Annotated in this window: 19 protein-coding genes; 10 read left to right on the top strand and 9 right to left on the bottom strand. The window is 74.4% G+C overall.

The genetic code is table 11. The annotated features are described in order from the left end of the window. Positions 1-26: 26 nt before the first annotated feature. Entirely contained in the window at positions 27-377 is a 351-nt protein-coding gene (locus AC2RP6_RS30045; protein ID WP_486449017.1) for a hypothetical protein, read from the bottom strand. Positions 378-574: 197 nt separating this feature from the next. On the opposite strand from AC2RP6_RS30045, the gene AC2RP6_RS30040 reads away from it, so the two are divergent. Beyond that, positions 575-1,771 carry a CaiB/BaiF CoA transferase family protein gene (locus AC2RP6_RS30040; RefSeq protein ID WP_486449016.1) on the top strand — a complete coding sequence of 399 codons (1,197 nt, stop codon included), beginning with the start codon at positions 575-577 and terminating at the stop codon, positions 1,769-1,771. Positions 1,772-1,822: 51 nt separating this feature from the next. Here the strand turns inward: AC2RP6_RS30040 and AC2RP6_RS30035 are convergent, their stop codons facing one another. Continuing rightward, entirely contained in the window at positions 1,823-2,092 is a 270-nt protein-coding gene (locus AC2RP6_RS30035; RefSeq protein WP_486449015.1) for a hypothetical protein, read from the bottom strand. A gap of 290 nt (positions 2,093-2,382) precedes the next feature. Here AC2RP6_RS30035 and AC2RP6_RS30030 point away from each other — a divergent pair, with 290 nt between their 5' ends. Continuing rightward, positions 2,383-4,152 carry a serine/threonine-protein kinase gene (locus AC2RP6_RS30030; RefSeq protein ID WP_486449014.1) on the top strand — a complete coding sequence of 590 codons (1,770 nt, stop codon included), beginning with the start codon at positions 2,383-2,385 and terminating at the stop codon, positions 4,150-4,152. Here AC2RP6_RS30030 and AC2RP6_RS30025 read toward each other — a convergent pair. Next, the gene (locus AC2RP6_RS30025; RefSeq protein ID WP_486450500.1) at positions 4,122-4,925 is read right to left on the bottom strand and encodes an SGNH/GDSL hydrolase family protein; all 804 of its coding nucleotides are present in this window, start codon (positions 4,923-4,925) and stop codon (positions 4,122-4,124) included. The genes AC2RP6_RS30030 and AC2RP6_RS30025 overlap by 31 nt on opposite strands. A 205-nt stretch (positions 4,926-5,130) precedes the next feature. Here AC2RP6_RS30025 and AC2RP6_RS30020 point away from each other — a divergent pair, with 205 nt between their 5' ends. After that, positions 5,131-6,225, top strand: a complete 1,095-nt coding sequence (locus AC2RP6_RS30020) for a DUF5925 domain-containing protein (RefSeq protein ID WP_486449013.1) — start codon at positions 5,131-5,133, stop codon at positions 6,223-6,225. A 357-nt stretch (positions 6,226-6,582) separates the two neighbouring features. On the opposite strand, the gene AC2RP6_RS30015 is transcribed toward AC2RP6_RS30020, so the two are convergent. Further along, a complete protein-coding gene (locus tag AC2RP6_RS30015; protein ID WP_486449012.1) occupies positions 6,583-6,972 on the bottom strand; it encodes a GntR family transcriptional regulator in 390 nt (129 codons plus the stop codon). Positions 6,973-7,043: 71 nt separating this feature from the next. On the opposite strand from AC2RP6_RS30015, the gene AC2RP6_RS30010 reads away from it, so the two are divergent. The 3 genes from AC2RP6_RS30010 to AC2RP6_RS30000 all read left to right on the top strand — a co-directional run bounded on the left by AC2RP6_RS30010 (position 7,044) and on the right by AC2RP6_RS30000 (position 9,791). Further along, a complete protein-coding gene (locus AC2RP6_RS30010) occupies positions 7,044-7,997 on the top strand; it encodes a GNAT family N-acetyltransferase (RefSeq protein WP_486449011.1) in 954 nt (317 codons plus the stop codon). Further along, positions 7,982-8,464 carry a ribonuclease FAU-1 family protein gene (locus AC2RP6_RS30005; RefSeq protein WP_486449010.1) on the top strand — a complete coding sequence of 161 codons (483 nt, stop codon included), beginning with the start codon at positions 7,982-7,984 and terminating at the stop codon, positions 8,462-8,464. The genes AC2RP6_RS30010 and AC2RP6_RS30005 overlap by 16 nt, the downstream gene beginning before the upstream one ends. Positions 8,465-8,696: 232 nt before the next feature. Beyond that, positions 8,697-9,791, top strand: a complete 1,095-nt coding sequence (locus AC2RP6_RS30000) for a lytic polysaccharide monooxygenase auxiliary activity family 9 protein (RefSeq protein WP_486449009.1) — start codon at positions 8,697-8,699, stop codon at positions 9,789-9,791. A gap of 39 nt (positions 9,792-9,830) precedes the next feature. Here the strand turns inward: AC2RP6_RS30000 and AC2RP6_RS29995 are convergent, their stop codons facing one another. The 3 genes from AC2RP6_RS29995 to AC2RP6_RS29985 all read right to left on the bottom strand — a co-directional run bounded on the left by AC2RP6_RS29995 (position 9,831) and on the right by AC2RP6_RS29985 (position 15,461). After that, positions 9,831-10,691: an esterase/lipase family protein gene (locus tag AC2RP6_RS29995; protein ID WP_486449008.1), complete on the bottom strand. Its 861-nt coding sequence runs from the start codon at positions 10,689-10,691 to the stop codon at positions 9,831-9,833. Between the two features lie 154 nt (positions 10,692-10,845). After that, positions 10,846-11,850, bottom strand: coding sequence for a DNA polymerase Y family protein (locus AC2RP6_RS29990; protein WP_486449007.1), 1,005 nt, complete (start codon positions 11,848-11,850; stop codon positions 10,846-10,848). Continuing rightward, complete coding sequence (locus AC2RP6_RS29985; RefSeq protein WP_486449006.1) at positions 11,847-15,461, bottom strand: DNA polymerase III subunit alpha; 3,615 nt, start codon at positions 15,459-15,461, stop codon at positions 11,847-11,849. Before AC2RP6_RS29985 ends, AC2RP6_RS29990 begins: the two co-directional genes overlap by 4 nt. 163 nt (positions 15,462-15,624) lie before the next feature. On the opposite strand from AC2RP6_RS29985, the gene AC2RP6_RS29980 reads away from it, so the two are divergent. Beyond that, complete coding sequence (locus AC2RP6_RS29980; protein WP_486449005.1) at positions 15,625-16,665, top strand: DUF3533 domain-containing protein; 1,041 nt, start codon at positions 15,625-15,627, stop codon at positions 16,663-16,665. 793 nt (positions 16,666-17,458) lie between these two features. On the opposite strand, the gene AC2RP6_RS29975 is transcribed toward AC2RP6_RS29980, so the two are convergent. Both AC2RP6_RS29975 and AC2RP6_RS29970 read right to left on the bottom strand, forming a co-directional pair. After that, positions 17,459-19,108 carry an amidohydrolase gene (locus AC2RP6_RS29975; protein ID WP_486449004.1) on the bottom strand — a complete coding sequence of 550 codons (1,650 nt, stop codon included), beginning with the start codon at positions 19,106-19,108 and terminating at the stop codon, positions 17,459-17,461. A gap of 33 nt (positions 19,109-19,141) precedes the next feature. After that, positions 19,142-20,524, bottom strand: coding sequence for a purine-cytosine permease family protein (locus AC2RP6_RS29970; RefSeq protein ID WP_486449003.1), 1,383 nt, complete (start codon positions 20,522-20,524; stop codon positions 19,142-19,144). A gap of 132 nt (positions 20,525-20,656) precedes the next feature. Here AC2RP6_RS29970 and AC2RP6_RS29965 point away from each other — a divergent pair, with 132 nt between their 5' ends. The 3 genes from AC2RP6_RS29965 to fxsA all read left to right on the top strand — a co-directional run bounded on the left by AC2RP6_RS29965 (position 20,657) and on the right by fxsA (position 22,995). Continuing rightward, positions 20,657-21,259 (top strand): TetR/AcrR family transcriptional regulator, encoded by a 603-nt coding sequence (locus AC2RP6_RS29965; RefSeq protein ID WP_486449002.1) that lies wholly within the window; start codon positions 20,657-20,659, stop codon positions 21,257-21,259. 185 nt (positions 21,260-21,444) lie between these two features. After that, the gene (locus AC2RP6_RS29960; RefSeq protein ID WP_486449001.1) at positions 21,445-22,347 is read left to right on the top strand and encodes an alpha/beta fold hydrolase; all 903 of its coding nucleotides are present in this window, start codon (positions 21,445-21,447) and stop codon (positions 22,345-22,347) included. Positions 22,348-22,830: 483 nt separating this feature from the next. After that, complete coding sequence (gene fxsA, locus AC2RP6_RS29955) at positions 22,831-22,995, top strand: FxSxx-COOH cyclophane-containing RiPP peptide (protein ID WP_486449000.1); 165 nt, start codon at positions 22,831-22,833, stop codon at positions 22,993-22,995. The last annotated feature ends 9 nt before the right edge of the window (positions 22,996-23,004 follow it).

Below are 23,004 nucleotides of genomic sequence, written 5' to 3'. Positions count from 1 at the left end.
TCCGGCGGCGCGGGTGGCCGCGCGGGCTACCCGCCCCAGGCACCCAGGGGGCGGATCACCGAGCGGTCGAAGACGGCGGCCATGTCCAGACCGGCGCCGGGGACCGGGCCGGCGCCCGAGACGGCCGCGGCCAGCCGCGGGTACTCCCCCGACGCCGGCCGGGAGCCGAGCCAGGCTGCCCGTACGGGCCTGCCCGGCTGGCTGCGCACGGTCGCCGAGTGGAACCCGATCAGCTCCGTCGCCGCCGTGGTGCGCGAAGTGTGCGGGAACACCGAGGCGCACGCCGCCGCGGACGCCGCCTGGCCCGTCGCCCATCCGGTGGCCGGGGCGCTGCTGTGGTCGGCGCTGCTGCTCGTGGTGTGCGTACCGGCGGCCACGCGCAGGTTCGGGCGCGGCGGCGTCGGACGCGGCGCCCGGACGCGCGGCGCCCGGACGCGGGGCGGTCGGACGCGGGGGGGGCCGCCCTGCGTGACCCGGGCCCGGTGGTACCGGCCGCCGGGACCACGGGCGATCATCGGCGCACGTCGCCCACCGCGTAGTGACAGACCCCCGTCCGACCCGGTAGGCAGGGCCCATGACCACCGAACCGCTGCCCCTGGACGGCATCACCGTCGTCGCCGTCGAACAGGCCGTCTCGGCCCCCTTCGCCACCCGACAGCTCGCCGACCTCGGCGCCCGGGTGATCAAGGTCGAGCGTCCCGACGGCGGCGACTTCGCCCGCGCCTACGACACCGCCGCCCACGGTCTGGCCTCGCACTTCGTCTGGGCCAACCGGGGCAAGGAGTCCATCGCGCTCGACCTGAAGGACCCGCGCGGCCGTGAGGTGCTGCACGCCCTGCTGGCGGGCGCGGACGTCTTCGTGCAGAACCTCGCCCAGGGGGCCGCCGCCCGCCTCGGGCTGGACGCGGCCGCGCTGTGCGCCCGCTACCCGCGGCTGGTCGCCGTGGACGTGTCCGGCTACGGCGCGCAGGGCCCGTACGCCCACAAGCGGGCCTACGACATGCTCGTGCAGTGCGAGGCGGGGCTGGTGTCGGTGACCGGCACACCCGATCAGCCGGTGAAGGCGGGCATCCCGGCCGCCGACATCGCCGCGGCCATGTACGTGTTCTCCGGGGTGTTGGCCGCGCTGCTGCGCCGCGGTGTCACCGGGCGCGGGGGCCCGGTGGAAGTGTCCATGCTGGACGCGCTGGCCGAGTGGATGGGGCATCCGCTGCACCACACGATGCACGGCGGCGAGCAGCCCGTGCGCACCGGCCTGGCGCACGCGGTGATCGCCCCGTACGACGCCTACGCGACGGCGGACGGGGACCGGGTGCTGCTGTCGGTGCAGAACGACCGCGAGTGGCGGCGGCTGGCGCAACAGGTGCTGGAACGGCCCGAGTTGGCCGAGGATCCGGCGTACGCGACGAACACGGCGCGCACCGGGAACCGGGAGAGGACCGACGCGGTCGTGGCGGAGGCACTGGGCGGGCTGGACGCCGACGAGGCGATCGGACGCCTGGAGGCCGCGGGCATCGCCTGTGCGCGGCTGAACTCGGTGGCCCAACTGGCCGGGCACCCGCAACTCGCGGCCCGGGACCGGTGGCGGGAGGTGGGATCGCCGGTCGGTCCACTGCGGGCCCTGCTGCCGCCGATCGGGCTGCCGGGCGGCGCGGCACCGCACATGGGTGCGGTGCCCGCGCTGGGTGAGCACACCGAAGACCTCTTGCGCGCCCTGGGGATGGCGGGCGCACGGATCTCGGAACTGCGCCGGGACGGTGTGATCGCGTAGGGCCGGGTGACCGGAGGCCGGGAAGGCCGACGGCCGCGGGTGCGGGGTCAGTTACGAGCGGCGGCTGCCGAAGAGCGTGCGACGCAGACGGCGCAGCGGCGCGAAGAGCGAGACGCGCGCGCTCCGGCTCCGCAGGCGGTGCGTGTGGTCGCGGGAGGTGAGCTCGCGCATCAGCAGCGTCGCCTCCGCGGCCTCCCGGTGCGGGACGGCGGGTCCGCCCAGCACGGCGAGGTGGCGGTCGAGGCGCGAACTGGTCGCGTTGCTGCCGCACGTGATGGCAGGCACGCGGGGCGGCCTGCTGCGCATTGCTATCTGTTCCATGATCTCTCCCCACCCGTACGAGGGCACCCGGCCCGGGCAGGTTAACCCTATCGCCCCCGCGTCGCGCGCGGGTATCCCGGTGGTGTGAATTACCCCTGTGGCGACGGGGAGTTGACGGTTACTCAGCGGAGTCGACGATTACTCTCCGCACAGGAGCGGGCGGGAAAATCACGCTCCGGAAGAGCGCTGCGCGAGTCTCGTCACGACAGGGGCCGCGTGACGCACACTGCGCTAACTTGGAGTGACGGGTCGATGACACATGGGCGCACGGAAGCATTCGGGGGGCTCGCGTGAGTGAGGAAGCCAACTCCGATCATGTCGTCTCGGGCCGCTACCGGCTGCTGGAGGAGATCGGCCGCGGCGGGATGGGCGTGGTGTGGCGGGCCCGGGACGAAGTGCTGGCGCGCGATGTCGCCGTGAAGGAGGTGCGCGCTCCGGCCGGACTGGACACCGCCGAACTCCAGCGCATGTACCGGCGGCTGGAGCGGGAGGCGTGGGCGGCGGCCCGGGTGTCCCACCGCGGGGTGGTGACGGTCTACGACGTGGCCTCCGAGGACGGCCGGCCCTGGATCGTGATGGAACTGGTGCGCGGGCTGTCGCTGGCGGACGTGCTGGACGCGGAGGGGCCGATGACCCCGCCGCGCGCCGCTCACATCGGCGAGCAGGTGCTGGCAGCGCTGCGGTCCGCGCACGACTCGGGGGTGCTGCACCGGGACGTGAAGCCGGCGAACGTGCTGATCGCCAATGACGGCCGGGTCGTGCTCAGCGACTTCGGGATCGCGAGCCTGGAGGGCTCCTCGGCCATCACGATGACGGGCGAGGTGGTCGGCTCCCCCGAATACCTGGCACCGGAAAGGGCGTTGGGCCGCGAACCGGGCCCCGGATCGGACCTGTGGTCGCTCGGGGTCATGCTCTACGCCTGCGTCGAGGGGGTCACTCCGTTCCGGCGGGCGACCCCGCTGGACACGCTGCGGGCCGTGGTGGACGAGGAGCCGCCCCCGGCGCGCCGGGCCGGTCCGCTGGAGCCCGTGCTGGAGGGGCTGCTGCGCAAGGACCCGGCGGAGCGGACGGACGCGGCGGAGGCGGCCCGGATGCTGCGGGTGGTGGGCGCGGGCGGAGCCGTACGCGCCTCCGGCGGGCCGGTGTCGGGGCGTACCGCGCCGATGCCGACGGCCCGTCACGGGCACGAAGCGCGCGGCGGAGCCGGACCGCACGGGGCGCAGGCGCCACCGCCCCCCGTGGGCGGGGCGGTGCCCGCGGGCGGGTCCGGTGGGGGTGCGGCCGGGTCCGGCGGGGGCCGGGGCGCGGCCGGGCCGGTGCTCGCCGTCGGGATCGCCGTGCTGCTGCTCGCCCTGGCCGCGCTGGGCTGGGTACTGCTGGGGGACCTCGGGGACCGGGGCGACCGCGGTGGGCACGGGGGCGCGCCGACGGGTCCGGCGGACACCGCCCCCGCCGCCACCTCGGCGCCGGCGCCGGGCGGGCCCGCCTCCGCGTCGGCCGCGCCCTCGGCGTCCGCCGCGCCCGGCGCTGCCGGGCACGTCGCGGTGTACGTCGACGCGGTGCGCACCACCTACACCGGGAGTTGTCCGCCGCAGGCCGGGAGGGCGCCCTCGTTCACCGCGACCGTCGAGGTGGAGAGCGTCCCGGTGGTACTGGAGTACCGCTGGGCCACGCGGAGCGGGCGGACCTCCGGGCCGGGCTGGCAGTCCGTCACGTACGAGGCGGCCGGGCCGAAGAGCCGGCGGCTGGAGCACACCGAGCTGACGCACGCGCCGGGCGCGGTCTTCGAGGACGCCGTCCGGCTGGAGGTGCGGGGACCGGCGGAGGTCGCCACCGCATGGGTGGCGACCTCCGTGACGTGCGAGGAGGCGACCCCGACGGGCGGGGCCACCTCCCCCGGTGCGAGCCCGTCGCCGTCCGCGACGCCGACCACAGGTCCGACGGCGAGCCCGGAGGACGGTGGAGCGGAGGTCGGCGGGCCGGAGGGTGGCGGGCCGGAGGTCGGCAGGCCGGAGGACGGCGGGCCGGATCAGGCCGCGTTGGTCAGGACGGGCAGGTAGCCGCCGGACTGTCCGGAGGCGGTCGGGTGGTAGGACTCGGCGATGTTGAGCCAGTTGACGCTGTGCAGCCACGGGCTGCCGGAGCAGATCTCGTGGCCCGTGAAGGCGCCGGCGACCGAGGCGAAGGTGAAGCCGTGGTTCGCGGCGCGTTTGGCGATGGCTGCGTTGAGGTGGTCGGCGGCGCCGTTGATGGCGGCCCGCTCGCCCTCGCTCAGACCGGTCGTACAGGTGCCGTTCAGCTTGTAGAAGCGGGGATAGCCGAGGACGACGACGCGGGCGGCGGGTGCCCGGCTGTCGATGGCGTCGTAGACCTGGTCGAGCAGGCCGGGGAGGGTGGAGTCGACGTAGGCCTTGGCCTGGTTCACGCGGTTGACGCAGGTGGATTCGGACTGGAGCACACAGGTCGTCATGACGTCGGAGAATCCGGCGTCGTTGCCGCCGATGGTGATGCTGACGAGGTCGGTCCCGGAGTTGAGGGGGCCGAGCTGGCCGGAGAGCACATCACCCGTACGGGCTCCGGAGCAGGCGGTGAAGGCGAAGGTCTGCGGGGAGTGGGCCGCGGCCCAGAGGGCGGGGTAGGCGCGGGTGGTGCGCTTGCAGTTGCCGCTGGCGCCGTCGTAGTTGCCGGCGCCGAGTCCGGAGGAGTACGAGTCGCCGAGGGCGACGTAGCCGAAGTCGGCCTGGGCAGCGGCCGCCTGGCCCGCGCCGAACAGGGCGGCGCTCGCGGCGAGTAGGAGGGAGGAGGTCAGGGCAGCGAAGCGCGACATCTTCATGCTCATGTGTGCGGCTCCTTGTGGGGGTTACTCCTGAGTTGTTGGTACAAGCAGCCGGGGGTTGCCGGAAGTGTCCATGCCAAGAATGTTCGGGGCGGAGATGTGGCCCGAATCTTCACTCCCCTTGCGTTTGAAGGGGGAACTTGGCACCCGATCCGGCGAAACACGGGTGCACGAGGGCACCTCGTGCCGGATCATGGGCGCCATGCCAGCCAACCCGCATGACGCGCTGCCGATCCGGCTCAACGTCGACGACAGCGATTCCCCGTCGGACGTCGTCGACGCGCTGTTCCTGGGCCGGTTCGCCTCGGGCGAGCAGCCCTACTCGCACAGCGTGTCGATCGAGCGGGTCAAGGCGGAGGCGACCCTGCTGCCGCCGGAGGCCACGGTGCTGCGCTCGGCGCGCGACAGCGACCGCAGCGCCACCCTCGCCGAGGGCCAGGGCTGGACCATGCTCGTGTCCCGGTGGAGCCGGGGCGCGGACGTCACCGTGACGGCGGTCAGCGACGAACTCGCCGCCGGCGTGCTCGGCCAGGCCACCGAGGGCGTGCAGGACGAGCCGGAACCGCAGCCGGAGAACGTGACGATGGGCTTCTGGTACGTCTCCCCGCGCCGCGGCCCGTACCGGACGACCCGTCAGATCGCGGCCGGTACCTGGGCGGAGGTACGTCCCAACTACACCGCGCCGGTCGCCTCGGCGATGGACCGGCTGATGAAGGTGACCCCGGACGACATCGCGGGCCGGCTGCTCCTGCTGCACGGCCCGCCGGGCACGGGCAAGACCTCGGCCCTGCGCACGCTGGCCCGGTCCTGGCGGGACTGGTGCCAGGTGGACTGCGTCCTGGACCCGGAGCGGCTGTTCAACGACGTCGGCTACCTGATGGACATCGCGATCGGCGAGGACGAGGGCACGGCGAAGGGCCGCTGGCGGCTCCTGCTGTTGGAGGACTGCGACGAGCTGATCCGCGGCGAGGCCCGGCACACGGCCGGGCAGGCGCTGTCCCGGCTGCTGAACCTGACGGACGGCCTGCTGGGGCAGGGGCGAAACGTCCTGGTCGGCGTGACGACCAACGAGGACCTGGAACGGCTCCACCCCGCGGTGGTCCGCCCCGGGCGCTGCCTGGCCCGCATCGAGGTCGGCCGGCTCACCCACAGGGAGGCGGTGGACTGGCTGGGCACCGAGGAGGGCGTCTCCCGCGAGGGCGCCACCCTGGCGGAGCTCTTCGCCCTCCGCCGCGGCACGGGCCCGGCGGCGGTCCTCCCCCCGCAGACCCACTCGGAGGCGGGGCTCTACCTGTAGGTCCTGTCGTCAAAGTGGCGCCGGTCAGGCCCGCGGTGTCCGGTGCCGTGCATCGCAAGGCGGAGGGGCGCCCGAGTACTGGACGTACGTGGGCGCCCCGACAACGCGGCGAGGTGCGGTGCCGGGCGCCGCGGGCCAGGTGCAACTCTGACGACAGGGCCCAGGGGGTGCCCGGGGGGGCGCGGCGGTGGGCGGATCGCCATCCGCGTCGGGCCGCAGACGCCCCGCGACGGCGGGCAGAAAGCCCCGACCGCGTTCACGACGCGGAGGGCGAATCCAGCCCCGCAGGCGTTCGGGGCGCGGGGTCCGGGGGCGGAACCCCCCGGCCCGGGCCGTCGAGCCGCGGCTGCGGGGCGGCTACTTCGCGGCGTACCGGGCCCGGAGCGCGGCGGTGGCGGAGGCGATCGCCTCCGTCTCCGTCAGCCCCAGCCGGTGCACCCGCTCCGCGAACGCCTGCGCGGCCGACGCGGCCTCGCGCGCCGCGCCCTCCCCCGCCGCCGCGACGAAGGTCCCGTTGCGGCCCCGCGTCTCGATCACCCCGTCGGCCTCCAGCGCCCGGTAGGCCTTGGCGACGGTGTTGGCGGCCAGCCCCAGTTCCTCCGCCAGCCCCCGTACCGTCGGCAGCTTGAAGCCGGCCGGCAGCCTGCCGGACCGGGCCCGGGCGGCGATCTGCGCGCGCAGCTGTTCGTACGGGGCGGCCGACCCGGCCGAGCCGTCGATGGTGATCTTCAGGTTCGTCGAGCTCACGGGGGTGATTGTCCACCATCAGCGGTTAATTGGGAGGCGCCGGGCGCGCGGGCGCCCGTAGCGTCGGGCCCATGACCGTTCTGATCCGCGCTCTCCGTCCGGGTGACCTCCGCGACGTGGAATCGGTGGTACGGGTGCGCCGTGCGGCCCTGCCGTTCCTGATCACCAGTGCCGCAGACGTGACCTTCGAACTCACCCGCTCCCACCCCGCCCGGCACCACCGCGTCCTCGTCGCCGAGACCGCGGACGGCGAGGTCGTCGGCAGCGCCCAGGCCGGCATCGCCCACGACAGCCCCCGGCCGGGCCAGGGGTACGTCAACGCCTGCGTCGACCCCGCGCGCCGCGGCCTCGGCGCCGGCCGGCTCCTGCTGCGGGCGGCCGAGGAGCACCTGGCCGCCCGGGGCGTGGTGGACTCGTACGCCTGGGTGCTCGACGAGCCCGCGCACCGCGCGTTCGCCGAGCGGCACGGCTACCGGCCCGGCCGCTCGGCGCACTTCCTGCGCCTGGACCTGACGGCGGCCGCGCTGCCCGCGCTCCCCGGGGCCCTGCCCGCCGGGGTGGAGCTGCGGCCCGCCGCGGCCTTCGCCGCGGACCCGCGCCCGCTCTTCGCGATCGACGCCGAGTCCACGGCCGACGAACCGGGTGACGTGCCGGCCGACCTCGACGACTACGAGGACTGGCTGAGCCACACCTGGCACCACCCCACGCTCGACAAGGAACTGACCACCGTCGCCCTGGTCGACGGGCGGGCGGTGGCCTTCAGCGCCGCCCGGACCGACGGCGCGACCCGCTACGGCTCGGCGATGACCGGCACGCTGCGCGCGTTCCGGGGCCGCGGCCTGGCCAAGCTCGCCAAGTACACCTCCCTGCACCGGGCCCGTGCGGCCGGCTGCACCGAGGCGTTCACCGGCAACGACAGCGGCAACGAACCGATGCTCGCCATCAACCGGTGGTTCGGGTACGAGATCTGCGCGACCGAGACGCACTGCACGAGGGAGTTGAGGACCGGGTGGCCGAGCAACTGACCGTCGTCCTGACCAAGGCCGGCCGGACCAAGATCCGCTACCCGGCGACGCAGGTCGCCGACGACGGCGACCGCATCTCGGTACGAGCCCCCTGGGCGGCCGAGGGCGTACGGGACTTCGGCTTCGTCCGCTTCGAGCCGGGCGACGTGTTCGTCGAGCACTTCTGGCGGACCCGCTGGTACGCGGTCAAGGAGGTGTGGACGGGCGACGGCGTCCTGAAGGGCTGGTACTGCGACGTGACGCGGCCCGCCCTGGTGCGCAGCGGGGAGATCATCGTCGAGGACCTGGACCTCGACCTGTGGGTCTCGGCGGACGGGACGTCCGTGCTGCGGCTGGACGAGGACGAGTTCGCCGAGAGCGGCCTGGCGGCGAGTGACCCGGAGGCGGCGGCCCGGGCCGTCCGCGCCCTGGACGCGTTGGACGACCAGGCCCGTTCCGCCTCCGGCCTGCCCGCGCTGCTCCGGTGAGTTCGGCGGTTTCCCGCGGGCGGGAGGCCTCTTCCTGATCCCGCTCTTTTGCCTTCCTTAAGCGGAGCCTAAGGATCCTGTCCCGGGGGGCGCGTGCGGCGAAAAGGCGTGGTCCGGGGGCTAGCTTGGCGGGGCCAGGACAGGAAGGGCCGGTCGTGGCGCCGCCGGGGGGCGGCGCCGCCGAGCCCCGTTCCCCGGCGCGCACCCGCCGTTGCCCGAAGGAGACCCGCTCATGTCCGCTCGCCGCCGTACCGTGACGCCGATCCGTATCGCCGCCGCCGGTCTCGCCCCGCTCGCGCTGGCCGCGTACGCCGCCGTTCCCGCGGCCGCCCACGGCTCGATGACGGACCCGGTCAGCCGGGTCGCGGCGTGCTACGCGGAGGGGCCGGAGTCGCCGAAGTCGGCGGCGTGCAAGGCCGCGGTCGCCTCCAGCGGGGCGCAGGCGTTCTACGACTGGAACGCGGTCAACATCGCCAACGCGGCCGGCAACCACCGGGCGCTCATCCCGAACGGTCAGCTCTGTTCGGCCGGCAACGACAAGTACCGGGGCCTGGACCTGGCCCGCGCGGACTGGCCGGCGAGTCCCCTGTCCGCCGGCCCGCACACCTTCCGCTACAAGGGCACGGCCCCGCACAAGGGCTCCTTCGAGCTGTACGTGACGAAGGACGGCTACGACCCGTCGAAGCCGCTGAAGTGGTCCGACCTGGAGCCGGCGCCGTTCGCGAAGGCCACCGACCCGGGCATGCAGAACGGCGACTACGTCTTCTCCGGGACCGTCCCCGCCAAGTCCGGCCGGCACCTGATCTACAGCATCTGGCAGCGCTCCGACAGTCCGGAGGCCTTCTACACCTGCTCCGACGTGGTCTTCGGCAAGGACGGCGGCGGTGCGGGAACACCGCCGAGCACCAAGCCCGGCACCGGGAACGGAAGCGGGAACGGAAGCGGGAACGGAAGCGGCACCGGGTCCGAGCCGTCCGGCAAGCCCTCCGACAAGCCGTCCGCCCCCACCGACCAGCAGATCGCCGACGGCGCCGGCAAGTCCTCGGTGGAGCACCACGGCCACGGCGACAACGACCCGAAGACGAACGGCGCGACCGGCGCCCCGCTCCCCTCCGCGCCCTCGTCGGGCTCGTCGGGCTCGTCGGACTCCGCGGGTCCGGCGGGCTCGGGCGCCCCGGCCGGCGGCAACCTCGCGGAGACCGGCGGCAACGGCGCCACCCCGTCCATCGCCATCGCCGGGGCGGGCGCCCTGGCCGTCGGCGCGGCCGTGCTGTTCGCGATGGCCCGCCGCCGTGCGACGACGGCGGGCCGGCGCGGCCGCCGGTAGGGAGGGACCTTCACACGGGCGGACCGCCCGCGCCCCGGGTCAGTCGAAGACCGAGGCGCAGGTGGTCCGTTCGGCGTGCGCCGGGTCGAGGGCGTTGACCGCCTCGTGCCAGGCGATCCGGTCGGTGAGCCCGATGGCGACGTGTTCCGACAGGTCCAGGAAGCACAGGTCCTGGAGCACGACGTTGCGGACGTTCGGCCCCTCCAGGAAGCCGCTCCGGTACGGCGTCACCACCTCGTCGTACTTGGTGGCGATCACCGTGTACTTCACCCCGGGCACGGTGTCCCCGCCCTCGTTGAGCTTCTGCAGGAAGGCGGAGCCGGCAATCTGGTCGGCGAGGCCGGGGGTGGCGCTGTTGATCAGGTCCTCGGCTCCGGGGAAGTACGGGAGGAGCTTGGTGAAGCCGAGCAGGGTCGTGCCGTGGTTGTCGGGGGCGAGCCCGACCAGCGCGTTCACCTTCGCCGCGCCGCCGAGGAACTTCAGGTAGTAGCGCGGCATCATGCCGCCCTGGGAGTGCCCGACGATGTCGGTCTTGGACGCGCCGGTGGCGGCGAGCACCTTGTCGACGAAGACGTCGAGCTGTTCGGCGGACTTGTCGATGGGGCCGAGCCCGTTGAAGAGGGGTACGCCGGGCAGCTGGCCGTAGTCGAGCGAGTAGACGCAGTACCCGCGGTGCACGAGGTACGGGGCGAAGCCGAGCCAGTTGTCCCAGGAGTTGCCGAAGGTGCCGTGGACGAGGACGACGGGGCGCGGGTGGGCGGCGGACGGCTTGCAGGACCAGTCGTTCCAGCCGCTGCTGGGGGCGGATGCGGCCTGCGCTGCGCCGGTGGGGGCGACGAGTGCGGCGGCGGTGAGGGTGAGGACGGCCAGCGGGCGGAGCAGGCGTCTCCAGGGCAGCATCGTGTGATCTCCTTGCGGTCGACTCAAGGGGAAGCGTGGGGGTTCGTCCCGTGATCCGGATCACAAGGGGGCGCTGCTGCCGCTAAATTACGTGTGAGTAGCAACACAGGGAAGTTACGCGTCGGTAAAAACTCGCGTGTCGTCCGGGCAACCGTCAGGCGGCCAGCGTGCCGCGGGCGATGACGTGCGGACCGAAGCGCGTACGGACCCGGTCCGTGACGGCTTCCAGGCGGCGCGCCTTCTCGTCCTCGGGGTCGAAGCTGAGCTGCCGCACGGCACGTTCGGCCGGGACCAGCTCCTCGGCCCGCAGGGACAGGGCGCGGACCCGGGCCCGCTGCAGGCCGAGGCCCTCGTACAGGGCGTAGGCCGTGGCGGTCAGGACCGCCGAGTGCGCGGTGGGTTCGGCCAGGGTGCGGGTCCGGGTGAGCGTGGTGCGGTCGGCGCAGCGGACGGTGAGCGAGAGGACCCGGCACACCTGCCCGTCCTCCTGTGTACGAAGCTTCGCGCCGAGCTCCTCGGTCAGCGAGAGCAGCGCCCGCCGGTGCCGTACGGGATCCAGCTCGTCCCGGTCGAAGAGCCGCTCGGCGGCGAGGGCGCGGGCGGCCGCGCCCGGCCGGACGGGGGTCCGGTCGATCCCGTGGGCGCGCTCGTGCACCTCACGGCCGAGCCGGGCTCCGAGGATCCGCCGCAGGGCCGCGGGCGGGGCGGCGGCGACCCGGCCGACGGAATCGAGGCCGTAGGAGCACAGGATGCGGGCGGCCTTGGGCCCGACCCCGTCGAGCGCGGTGACGGGCTTGCCCGCGAGGAAGTCCCTTACGGCGGCCGGGTCCTCGGGGAGCACCAGGGTGCCCCCGGGCCCGGCATCGCGGGCGGCGGCCCGGGCCAGCATGGGGTTGCCGGCCACGCCGACGGCGGCGTCCACGCCGTGGAGGGCGAGGGCGCGGACCCGGATCACGGCGGCCAGCCGGCGGGCGTCACAGGCGAAGTAGCGCAGAGCGGCCCGGACATCGGCGAGGGCGGCGTCCGGCGGCAGGGGCTGCACGGCCGGGGTGATCCCGCCGAGCAGGGCGAGCACCCCGGCGTACTCGCGCGCCCCGAGCGGTCCTCCGCCGGCGGGGTGCAGCCGCAGGCACATCACGGCCTTCCCGGGGGCGTTCATCCCGCGCTCCCCGGGCTGGAGTGCCACAGCTTGCGGCCGGTCGCGGGACCGGTGCCGGGCGGCTGGAGGTCGGCCCAGGGGTTCATCTCGTAGCCCGTGGACATGCGGATCGTGCGTCCGGAGCCCTTCGCCGCCGGCTTCCCGTCCCGCTCGTGCCCGTGCCCGTGCCCGTGCCCGTGCCCGTGCCCGTGCCCGTGCTCACCCTCACCCTCACCCTCGCCCTCGCCCCCGTTCTCGTCCTCCCCCGCGGCGGCCGGTCCGCCGTCCTGCCCGCCGGCCGGCTCGGCGAGGCGGGCCGCGACCGCGTCCAGGCCGCCCTTCTCCCGCAGTTCGACCAGCTCGGCCAGGTTCCACGCGGCCGCCCCGACCACGCTCAGGCTCTGCGGGCCCCTGCGCTGCACGACACCTCGTACCAGCAGCAGGAAGGAGTGGAAGACGGTGTGCGCGCACCGCTCGTGGCTGTCGTCGAAGAAGGCCAGGTCGACCAGGCCCGTGCCGTCGTCCAGCGTCGTGAAGATGACCCGCTTCCCGGACCGGATCGGCGGGGTCTGGGTGGCCGCCTTGGCCCCCGCGACCAGGACGGTCCGCCCGTGCTCGGCCTCGCGCAGACGGCGCGCCGGGAGCACGCCCAGCTCGGCCAGGAAGGCGTGGTGGTCGCCCATCAGGTGCCGCGAGGTGTCCATGCCGAGGACGCCCAGCTCCGCGCTGAGCCGCTCCGCGTCGCTCAGGTCGGGCAGCCCGACGGACGCCGTGGAACGGCCTCCCTCCAGCGGGAGTTGGGCGCCGCGCACCCCCGCCGCGCGCTGTGCGCCGTGCAGTTCCGTCAAGTGCAGCAGGAGGTCACGGCGGTTGGCGCCGAACGAGTCCAAGGCCCCGACCTGGGCCAGCCGTTCGGCGACCGGACGCCCCGGACGGGCCCGGTCCCAGAAGTCGCGCAGGGAGGCGTACGGCTGCCCGGACTCGATCCGGGCCGCTTCGGCCCCGCTGATGCCGTGGACGTCGGTGAGCCCCAGCCGCAGTCCCCACACCCCACCCGTGTCGGACACCAGTTCGATGCGGTGGGCGACCGCGGACCGGTTCACGTCCAGCGGCAGCACCGGCACGCCCCGCCGCCGCGCGTCCGCCAGCAGCAGCCGCTTCGGGTACATCCCCGGATCGTGGGTCAGCAGCCCGGCGTAGAAGGCCGCCGGGTGGTGCGCCTTCAGCCACGCCGACTGGTAGGTGGGCACGGCGAAGGCCACCGCGTGCGCCTTGCAGAAACCGTACGAGCCGAAGGCCTCCACGATCTCCCAGGTACGGGCGATCACCTCCAGCGAATAGCCGCGTTCCGCCGCCTTCGCCGCGAACCAGACCTTGATCCGCGCCTGCGACGGCGGGTCGGACAGCCCGCGCCGCACCCGGTCCGCCTCGTCCCGGCCGCAGCCGGTCATGACGTCCACGATCTCGATGATCTGCTCGTGGAAGACCACCACCCCGTACGTCTCGCGCAGCGCGTCGGCCAGGTCCGGGTGCGGGAAGCGCACCGGCGCCCGCCCGTGCCGGGCCTCGATGAAGGGCCGCACCATGTCGGCGGCCACCGGCCCCGGCCGGAAGAGGGAGATGTCGACGACCAGGTCGTGGAAGGTCGCCGGCTGGAGCCGCCCCACCAGGTCCCGCTGGCCCGGAGATTCGATCTGGAAGCAGCCCAGCGTCTCGGCCGATCGGATCAGCTCGTACGTGGCCCGGTCGCCCGGCGGCACCTGGGCCGGGTCGTCCAGGTCGAGCTCCCGCCCCGTGCCGCGCCGGATCTCCGCGACCGCGTGCGCCATCGCGGACTGCATCCGCACGCCCAGCACGTCCAGTTTCAGCAGCCCGAGCTCCTCCACGTCGTCCTTGTCGAACTGGGACATGGGGAAGCCCTCGCCGCTGGTGGGGACCACGGGCGTACGGGCGAGCAGCGAGGCGTCGGAGAGCAGCACCCCGCACGGGTGCATGGCGATCCCGCGCGGCAGTGCGTCCAGCGACTCGACGAGCTCCCACAGCCTCCCGTACGACTCCCCGCGCACGTCGCGCAGTTCGGGGAGTTCCTGCAGCGCGGCGCGGGCGTCGCGGGCCCGGATGTGCGGGAAGGCCTTGGCGAGCCGGTCGACGACGGCCGGGTCCATGGACAGGGCGGCACCGACGTCCCGGATGGCGTGGCGGACCCGGTAGGTCTCGGGCATGGAGACGGTGGCGACGCGCTCGGCGCCGAACCGCTCGATGATCCGCCGGTAGACCTCCAGCCGACGGGCGGACTCCACGTCGATGTCGATGTCGGGCAGGACGCGCCGGCGCTTGGAGAGGAAGCGCTCCATCAGCAGACCGTGCTCGACGGGGTCGGCGTGCGCGATCCCGAGCAGGTGGTTGACGAGGGAGCCGGCGCCGGAGCCGCGGGCCGCGACCCGGATGCCCATCTCCCGTACGTCGTCCACCACCTGGGCGACCGTCAGGAAGTACGAGGCGAATCCGTGGTGGGCGATGATGTCGAGCTCGTGGTGCATCCGCTCCCAGTAGGCGGGGTCGCCGGCGTAGCCGCGCAGCACCATGCCGGCGGAGGCGCGGGAGGCGAGGACCCGCTGGGCGCTGCGGTGGGCGGCGCCGACCAGCCGGGCCTCGGGGAAGTGCACGGAGCCGATGCCGAGGTCGTCCTCGGGGTCCACGCAGCAGGCCTCGGCGGTGTGCCGGGTCTGCGCGAGCAGACGCCGTGCGTCGGCGGGGCCGAGGCCGGCCGCCCGGGCGATCAGGTCTGCGGCCCCGGCCATGGCGGCGGGGTCCTTGAGCCAGCGCTCGCCGGTGTCGAGGGGGCCCCGGCGGTCGATGGGGACCAGGCGGCGGGCGGCGTCGAGGATGTCGGCGACGGGGCCCTGGCCGGGGTCGGCGTAGCGGACGGCGTTCGTGAGCACGGCCGGGACGCCCTGCTCGGCGGCGAAGCCGACGGTACGGGCGGCCAGCCGCAGCGAACCGGGGCCGGTGCCGGTGCGGCCGTGGTGGACGGCCTCCAGGCGCAGGGAGTCGCCGTAGATCTCCCGCCAGGGGGCGAGCAGCCGGGCGGCCCGGTCGGGGCGGCCCGCGGCGAGCGCCCGGCCCACCTCGGAGCCGGGCCCGAGGAGGACGAAGACGCCTTCCCCGCGCAGGGCGTCCCAGGGGACGAGCGGGACCTCGGCGGCCGCCGCGTGGGCGGCGGTGACCATCCGGCACAGCTCGGCCCAGCCGGCGGCGCCGTCCCGGGCCAGGAAGACGGCCCGCGCGGCGGACTCGTCCAGGAAGGCCCCGCCCTTGACGGGGGTGCGTCGCCGGTACGAGGCCTCGCCCGGACCGCCGGCGGCGGACGCGGTCGAGCCCCCCGGCCCGGCCGTGCCCGCCGTGGGGGACCCGGCGGGCGACACCGCCATGTCCACGCCGAAGAGCGGCCGGATGCCCGCCTGCGCCGCCGCCTTCGCGAACCGGACCGCACCCGCCAGGGTGTCGCGGTCGGTCAGGGCGAGGGCGTCCATGCCCCGCTCGGCGGCACGCTCCGCCAGCCGCTCCGGGTGCGATCCTCCATAGCGCACGGAGAACCCCGAAACGGTGTGCAGATGCGTAAAACCAGGCACCCGCGGCCTCCTGCTTCGCTCGTAGAACACCACCCCCGCTCTCCACCATAGAGCAATTCGAATATCCGTGCGAAACACTTGTTCGATCACCTGGGTGCGGTGGGGTCATCCGTTCGGCCCGCCCCTGCTGCGGCCCGCCCCGCGCGCGCCGAGCGTGTCAGACATGACCCCGTCCCAAGGTTTCCTCGCCGAGTTCAAGGACGCCGTGACCACCCGGGCGGCACTGCTCGTCCTGGGGGTCCTCTTCCTCCAGCTCGCCTTCGTCACCTCGTACATCGGGGCCTTCCACCACCCGAAGCCCCACGAGATCCCGATCGCCGTGGCGGCGCCCGCCGCGCCGGCGGCGGAACGGGCCGCGCAGCAGCTCGGCGCGCTGCCCGGGGACCCGCTCGACCCGCGGGTGGTCGCGGACGCGGCCGCGGCGCGCGCCCAGGTCGAGAACCGGGACGTCGACGGCGCCCTGGTCGTCGACCCGGCCGGCCGGACCGACCTGCTGCTGGTCGCCTCGGGCGCCGGAGCCTCGCTGTCCCAGGCGCTGGAGGAGGTCGTGGGCGCCGCCGAACGCGCCCAGGGGCGCACCGTGCGGGTCACCGACGTGGCCCCGGCCGCCAAGGGCGACAGCCGCGGCCTGAGCTCCTTCTACCTCGTCATCGGCTGGTGCGTCGGCGGCTACCTGTGCGCCGCGATCCTCGCGATCAGCGCCGGGGCCCGGCCCGCGAACACCGCCCGCGCCGTCATCCGGCTCGGCGCGCTCCTCGTGTACTCGCTCGCCGCCGGGCTGCTCGGTGCGGTCGTCGCCGGCCCGGTCCTGGACGCGCTGCCCGGCAGCGTCTGGGGCCTGTGGGGGCTGGGCACGCTGGTCGTCTTCGCGGTCGGCGCGATCACCCTGGCCTTCCAGGGGCTGGCGGGCGTGGTCGGCATCGGCCTGGCGATCCTGCTGGTGGTGGTCCTCGGCAACCCGAGCGCCGGCGGAGCCTATCCGTATCCGCTGCTGCCGCCGTTCTGGAGCGCGATCGGTCCGGCCCTGCCGCCGGGTGCCGGTACGTACGCCGCGCGCTCGCTCACGTACTTCGACGGCAACGGGGCGGGGGGCCCGGTGCTCGTCCTGTCCGCCTGGGCCCTGGCCGGGGCGGCGGTGACGCTCGCCTGCGCCGCCCGCTCCCGCGGGGCCAGCCCGGGTCCACCGGACCCCGCCCCCACGTAGCCGCTCCCGCGGGGGTGGCCGTACTCGGGGTCGGCCCGGCCGGTGGCTGCTGGGGCTCCGCCCCTCCGCTCCCGCGGGGGTGGCCGTACTCGGGGCTGGCCCGGCCGGTGGCTTCTGGGGCTCCGCCCCTCCGCTCCCGCGGGGGTGGCCGTACTCGGGGCTGGCCCGGCCGGTGGCTGCTGGGGCTCCGCCCCAGACCCCGCGCCTCAAACGCCGGCGGGGCTGGATGGGGCGGCTCCGCTCCGCAGCGGGCAGCAGTCGGGGCCGGCGGGGCTGGGATGGTGCGGGCCGGTGCGCGGGGCCGCCGAGGGGTGTCTCCTCGGCTCGGCGCGCGCGAGCCTTCTCGGCCGTGGGCCGGGGGTTGCGCGCTCGTCCTGCGGGGACACCCCTCACCGTCCCCGCTCCCCCCGCGACGGGCACGGCAGTGGGGCGGGGACACGGCGGAGTGTCCCCGCAGGACGAGCGCGCACCACCGGGCACAACCGCGAAGTACGGTTCCGCGCGAGCCGAGGAGACACTCCGGCGGGGCACCGCCCCACACCCAACCGACCCGGTCTAGCGGTCACCCCGGCGAAAGCCGCCCCGCCCCCCACCCAACGAAGCCACCGCCCCGCACATCCAGCCCCGCCGGCGATTGAGGCGCGGGGTCCGGGGCGGAGCCCCAGCACACCGGCCCGCAGGCCGCCCCGAGCAGCGCCACCCGCCGCGGGAGCGGAGGGGCGGAGCCCCGGAAGCCGCCGGCCCGCGGGCCGGCGCCGGATCCGCCACCCGCCGCGGGAGCGGAGCGGCCGGATCAGGCGGAGCGGTGGACGACCTCGCCGCCCACCACCACCGTTTCGGCCACCGTGCCCGGGATCTCCTCCGCCGGGACGGCGAGGATGTCCCGGGACAGGACCACGAAGTCCGCCAGCTTGCCGACGGTGAGCGAACCGCGTTCCCGCTCCAGGAAGTTGGCGTGGGCCGAGCCCATCGTGTATCCGTGCACCGCCGTGGCCACGTCCACCGTCTCGGCCGGCTGCCACGCCGGGCCGTCTCCGGACAGCGGGCGGCGCGTCACGGCCGTGTAGATGCCGATCATGGGGTCCATCTCCGCCACGTTCCAGTCGCTGGAGAACGCCAGGACCGCCCCCGCCTCGTGCAGGCTGCGCATGGGCCAGGCCTTGTGCCACCGGCCCTCGCCCACGTTCTGCGCCCAGTCCTTGCCCGGCCCGGCGATCTCCGGCGCGCAGTGCCTGGGCTGCATGCAGGCGACCACGCCGAGTTCCTCGAAGCGTGGTACGTCCGCCGGGTCCAGGCACTCCACGTGGACGACCTGGTGGCGGGCGTCGCGCGGGCCGTTCACGGCCCGCGCGTGCTGCACCGCGTCGAGGACGGTACGGATCCCCCGGTCGCCCGTGGCGTGCACGAAGCACTGGAAGCCCCGCGCGTCGAGCCCGGCCAGCAGCTCCGCGAACTCCTCGGCCGGGTAGAAGGTCTCGCCCCGGTGCGCGCCGCAACCGGTGTACGGCTCCAGCAGGGCGGCCGTGCGCGGCTCCACCACGTCGTCGATGTAGAGCTTGAGCGGGCCGACCCGCAGCCGGTCCCCGGGGTAGGCGCGGGCGGCCGCCTCGAAGTCGTCCAGTTCCCGGGCCGTGGTGCCGCGCGGGTGGAAGAGCGCGGCCACGATCCGCGAGCGCAGCCGGCCCTCCGCCCTGGCCCGCTCGTAGAGGGCGAGGTCGTCGAGGGAGTTCTGCGGTTCGACGACGGTGGTGATGCCGAAGGCGATGGCGTCGTCGAGGCTCTTGGCGAGCCGGCCGTACTGCCGGTCCGGCGAGGCCCACGGGACGCCGAGGTGGCGCAGGGCCCGGTGGCCTTCGCGGGAGAGTCCCTTGACCGCGAAGTCCTTGACGAATCCGGTGGGTTCGCCGGTGCCGGGGTCGAGCGCCGCCGTGCCGAAGGGGAGGTCCGTGCGGTCCCGGGTGACCTCCAGCCGGCGCATGGCCGCGGTGTTCAGCCAGGCCGTGTGCACGTCGTACGAGAGCACGATCGCGGGGGTGTCCCCGGTGACGGGGTCGAGGTCGGCGGCGCACGGCATCCGCCCGCCGGGGATCGCGGAGTAGTCGAAGGCCTCGGCCTCGATCCACTCCGCGTCGGGGTGGGCCTCCCGCCAGGCGAGGATCCGTTCGTGGATGCCCTCCAGGGTCCGCACCCCGGCGAGCTGGACGCAGGCGTCGTCGGAGCCGAGGCGGACGTGGTTGTGCGCGTCGATGAAGCCGGGGAGGACCAGCCGGCCGGCGGCGTCGATCCGTTCGGTGTCCGGTCCGGCCCAGGCCTCGGCCTCGTGGTCGGGGCCGAGCCACACGATGCGGCCGTCGTGCACGGCGAGCGCCTCGGCCTCGGGCAGGTCCGGGTCCACGGTGTGGATGCGGGCTCCGGTGAGCAGCAGGTCGGCGGGGTGGTTCATGGGGTGGTGCTCCTGTTGCGGTGGTGGGAGGGGTCAGGCGGCGGCCGGGACGGGGGCGGGCGCCGGGGTCCTGCGGTAGAGGGCCGCGTAGACGAGGCCGGAGACGACCGCGCCGAGCAGGGTGAGGTCGGCGCCGCCGAGGGGGGCGACCAGCGGCCCGGTCCACAGTTCGGAGTCGCAGGTCAGGGCGGCGAAGGTGATGCCGGTGAGGAGGGCGGCCAGGCCGGCCGGGTGGTAGCCGGAGCGGTACCAGTAGGCGCCGTCGGGACCGGTGGTGTGCAGGGCGTGGCCGTCGTAGCGGCAGCGGCGCAGGAGCATGTCGGCGAGGAAGACGCCGCCCCAGGGCGCGAACACGATGATCAGGAGGGACAGGAAGGAGGTCAGCGCGCTGGTGAAGTCGGTGAGGAAGAGGGCGGCGAGGGAACCGAGGCCGGTGATGGCGGCGCTGACGACGATGGCCCGGGCGCGGGACCAGGGGATGCCGAGGACCTGGAGGTTCAGGCTGGAGGAGTAGAGGGTGATGATCGAGTTGGTGACGGAGCCGCCGAGGACCAGGGCGAGGAAGACGGGCTGGAACCACCCGGGCAGCAGGCTCTCGGTGCCGGCGACGGCGTCGGTCATGTCGGTGCGGGTGGCCGCGGCGACGCCCGCGACGCCGAGGGCGACGGAGGAGAGGAAGCCGCCGAGGGCGCCGTACCAGGTGATCGACTTCAGCGAGGTGGTACGGGGCAGGTAGCGGGTGTAGTCGGCGGGCATCGGCAGGTACGAGAAGGGGGCTGCCAGCATGATCACGAAGGCCAGGCTCCAGCCGGAGGCGCCGGGTACGCCGGTCGCGGGGGCGGTGGTGTCGGCGCCGGGCAGCAGGAAGGCGAGCAGGGCGGCGAAGCCGGCGGCGAGCACGTAGGCCATCCAGCGTTCGGCGAACTGGACGGTGGCGTGCCCCCACATGGCGACGACGAAGGTCAGCGCGAGGGTGACGAAGAGGGCGGCGGCCCGGGCGGGGGTGCCGTGCAGGAGGCCCAGCTCTTCGAGGAACACCTCAAGGGCGAGGGTGCCGACGACGGTGTTGAGGATGGTGTACCCGATGCCGACGAGCCAGTTGAGGACTCCGGCGGGCAGGTTGCCGCGGACGCCGAAGGCGGCCCGGGAGATGACCAGGGTGGCGGTGCCGGTGCGGATGCCGGACAGTCCGGCGGCGCTGATGGCGAAGAAGGCCAGTCCGCTGACCACGACCACGGCGGTGGCCTGCCAGAAGGTGAGGCCGAAGGCGACGGCGAGGGCTCCGTTGATCACGTAGGTGAAGGTCAGGTTGGATCCGAACCAGAGCCAGAAGAGGTCGCGCGCCCTGCCGTGCCGCTCGCCGTCCGGGATCGGGTCGATGCCGCGCGTCTCGACTCTGAAGATCTCGTCACTCATCGCTGCACGCACCCTTGATCTTGAATGGCGTTCTAAGTTCTTGAATGACATTCAAGATGAGGGGTGGAGCGGACCCCCGTCAAGACCCTGTCCGGGATAAGGTCGGCCCACGAAGATCGGGAGGCGGCAGCGGTGGCAGGAGCGGCACGGCGGCGCGACGGGCAGATCGCCCAGGAGCGGATGCTGGAAGAGGCCATGGCGGCGATCGCCGAGGACGGGCTCGCGGCGCTGACCATGTCCAAGCTCGCGGACCGGCTCGGCACCAGCGGCGGCCACATCCTGTACTACTTCGGCAGCAAGGACCGTCTGCTGCTGGAAGCGCTGCGCTGGAGCGAGGAGCAGCTCGCCACCGAACGCGCGGCCCTGCTGCGCCGCCGCGTCACCGCCGCCCGCAAGCTGGAGCTCTTCCTGGAGCTGTACCTGCCGCGCGGCCCGCGCGACCCGCGCTGGACCCTGTGGATCGAGCTGTGGGCCCGTACGCCGTCCAACGAGGACCTGCGGGCGGCCCAGGAGGAGATCGACGCGCGCTGGCACGAGGACCTGCGGGCACTGCTGGCCAAGGGCGTGGAACAGGGCCGGTTCGCGCCGACGGACACGGCCGACCGGGCCTCGGAGCTGCTCGCGCTGCTGGACGGGCTGAGCACCCGGGTGGTCCTGGGCCAGCGCGACGCGGACCGGGTCCGGGCACTGGAGCGGGCGCGCTCGGCGACGGCCCTGCTGATCGAACACCTCTGAGGTGATCGAACACCGCTGAGGGCACGACGGGCCCCGGGACCCAGGGGCGTCCGGCCCCGCCGGCCGGCGGAGCGCGCCCGCAGGGGCCGGCACGGGAATTGCCCCCGAAGTGCGCCCTACCGCACTCCTCCCCCAGCGAGCACAATCGCCGTGACGACTCACAACGATCGTGAGGGAGGGAGCGCGTGCGCGATCAGGTGCGCACAGCGGACGGGCGCGCTCTGACCGTGGAGCGCTGGGGCGATCCGGAGGGCAAGCCCGTCTTCCTGCTCCACGGCATGCCCGGCAGCCGCCTGGGCCCGGCCCCCCGGGGAATGGTCCTCTACCAGCGCCGGATGCAGCTCATCGCCTATGACAGACCGGGCTACGGCGATTCCGACCGGCATCCGGGCCGCACCGTCGCCGACGTGGCCCATGACGTGGCCGCGGTGGCCGACGCCCTCGGCCTGGACCGGTTCGCCGTGGCCGGCCGCTCCGGAGGCGCCGCCGGCGCCCTCGCCTGCGCCGCCCTGCTGCCGGACCGGGTCACCCGCACCGCGGCGATGGTCGGCCTGGCCCCCCGGGACGCGGAGGACCTGGACTGGTTCGCCGGGATGGCCGCGTCGAACGTCAAGGAGTACACCACCGCCTCCACCGATCCCGAGGAGCTGGCCGCCCGGCTGATCCCGCGCGCCGACGGCATCCGCAAGGACCCGGGACGGCTGCTGGACGAGCTGCGCCGGGAGCTGACCGACAACGACCGGATGATCGTCTCCGACGCCGGACTGAGGTCGATGCTGCTGCGCAACTACCGCGAGGGACTGCGTCGTTCGGCGTACGGCTGGATCGACGACGTGCTCGCCTTCAGTCGCCCCTGGGGCTTCGACCCGGCGGACATCCGCTGCCCGGTGATGATCTGGCACGGGGAGCTCGACGTGTTCTCCCCCGTGGGGCACTCCCGTTGGCTGGCCCGCCGGATCCCGGGTGCCACCACGACGATCGAGCCGGCCGCCGCGCACTTCGCGGCCCTGCGCGCGCTGCCCGACGTACTGAACTGGCTGCTGCGCGACCTCCCGATCCCGCCACTCAGCGAACAGCAGCCCGCCTAGGGGGTGTCCGGCCGGTCGACGTCGGCTCGCGGGGGGGCTCCGCCCCGCTTCCGCAGCACGCCTGAGCAGGCGTCACATTGCCACGGCGCCCGGGGGTGATCGCCGTCGCCCCGACTCACCGGCGCAGCCGGGGGACGGCCGGCTGCTCCGGCGCCCGGGACCGCGGGCCCGGTCGGCTCCCGGGACCCCGCGGCGGGGAGCCGGGCGCACCCGCCCGCCCGACGCCGGGACGCTCCGCGTCCCGTCCGGCCGGACCGCGCCACGGCCCCGGGCCGGCGGTCCAGGAGAAAAGGATCTTGCCGTCCGGCGAACGGCCGAATAAGCCACGTCGAGAAATACGCCGCACTCGCTATAGAACGGTTGACCAGGCGTCATGTCTCGGTTGCCAATGGGGTGTGGCCGAGTAAAGTCCACGCTTGACGGCAGCGCGTCGCTGCTGTCATTCACATGACCATTCCACATGGCTTCCCCGAGGACGGTGTCGTGAACACTTCCGCAACCCCCCCGACCAGCACGGTCAAGGCCCGCCGGGTCCCGCTCGCCAAGATCGACGTCGAGACCGCCTCCGCGGCCGCGACGCTCGGTCGCGTGCTGCCCGCAGGATCCGGCCGTCCGGTTCAGGCACCGATCTTCAACTCCGCGCTCTGACACGGAGCA

The sequence above is a fragment of the Streptomyces sp. WAC03905 genome (assembly GCF_057371075.1).
The sequence above is the reverse complement of the archived record's forward strand: the minus strand, read 5'-3'. Positions and strand labels throughout refer to the sequence as shown.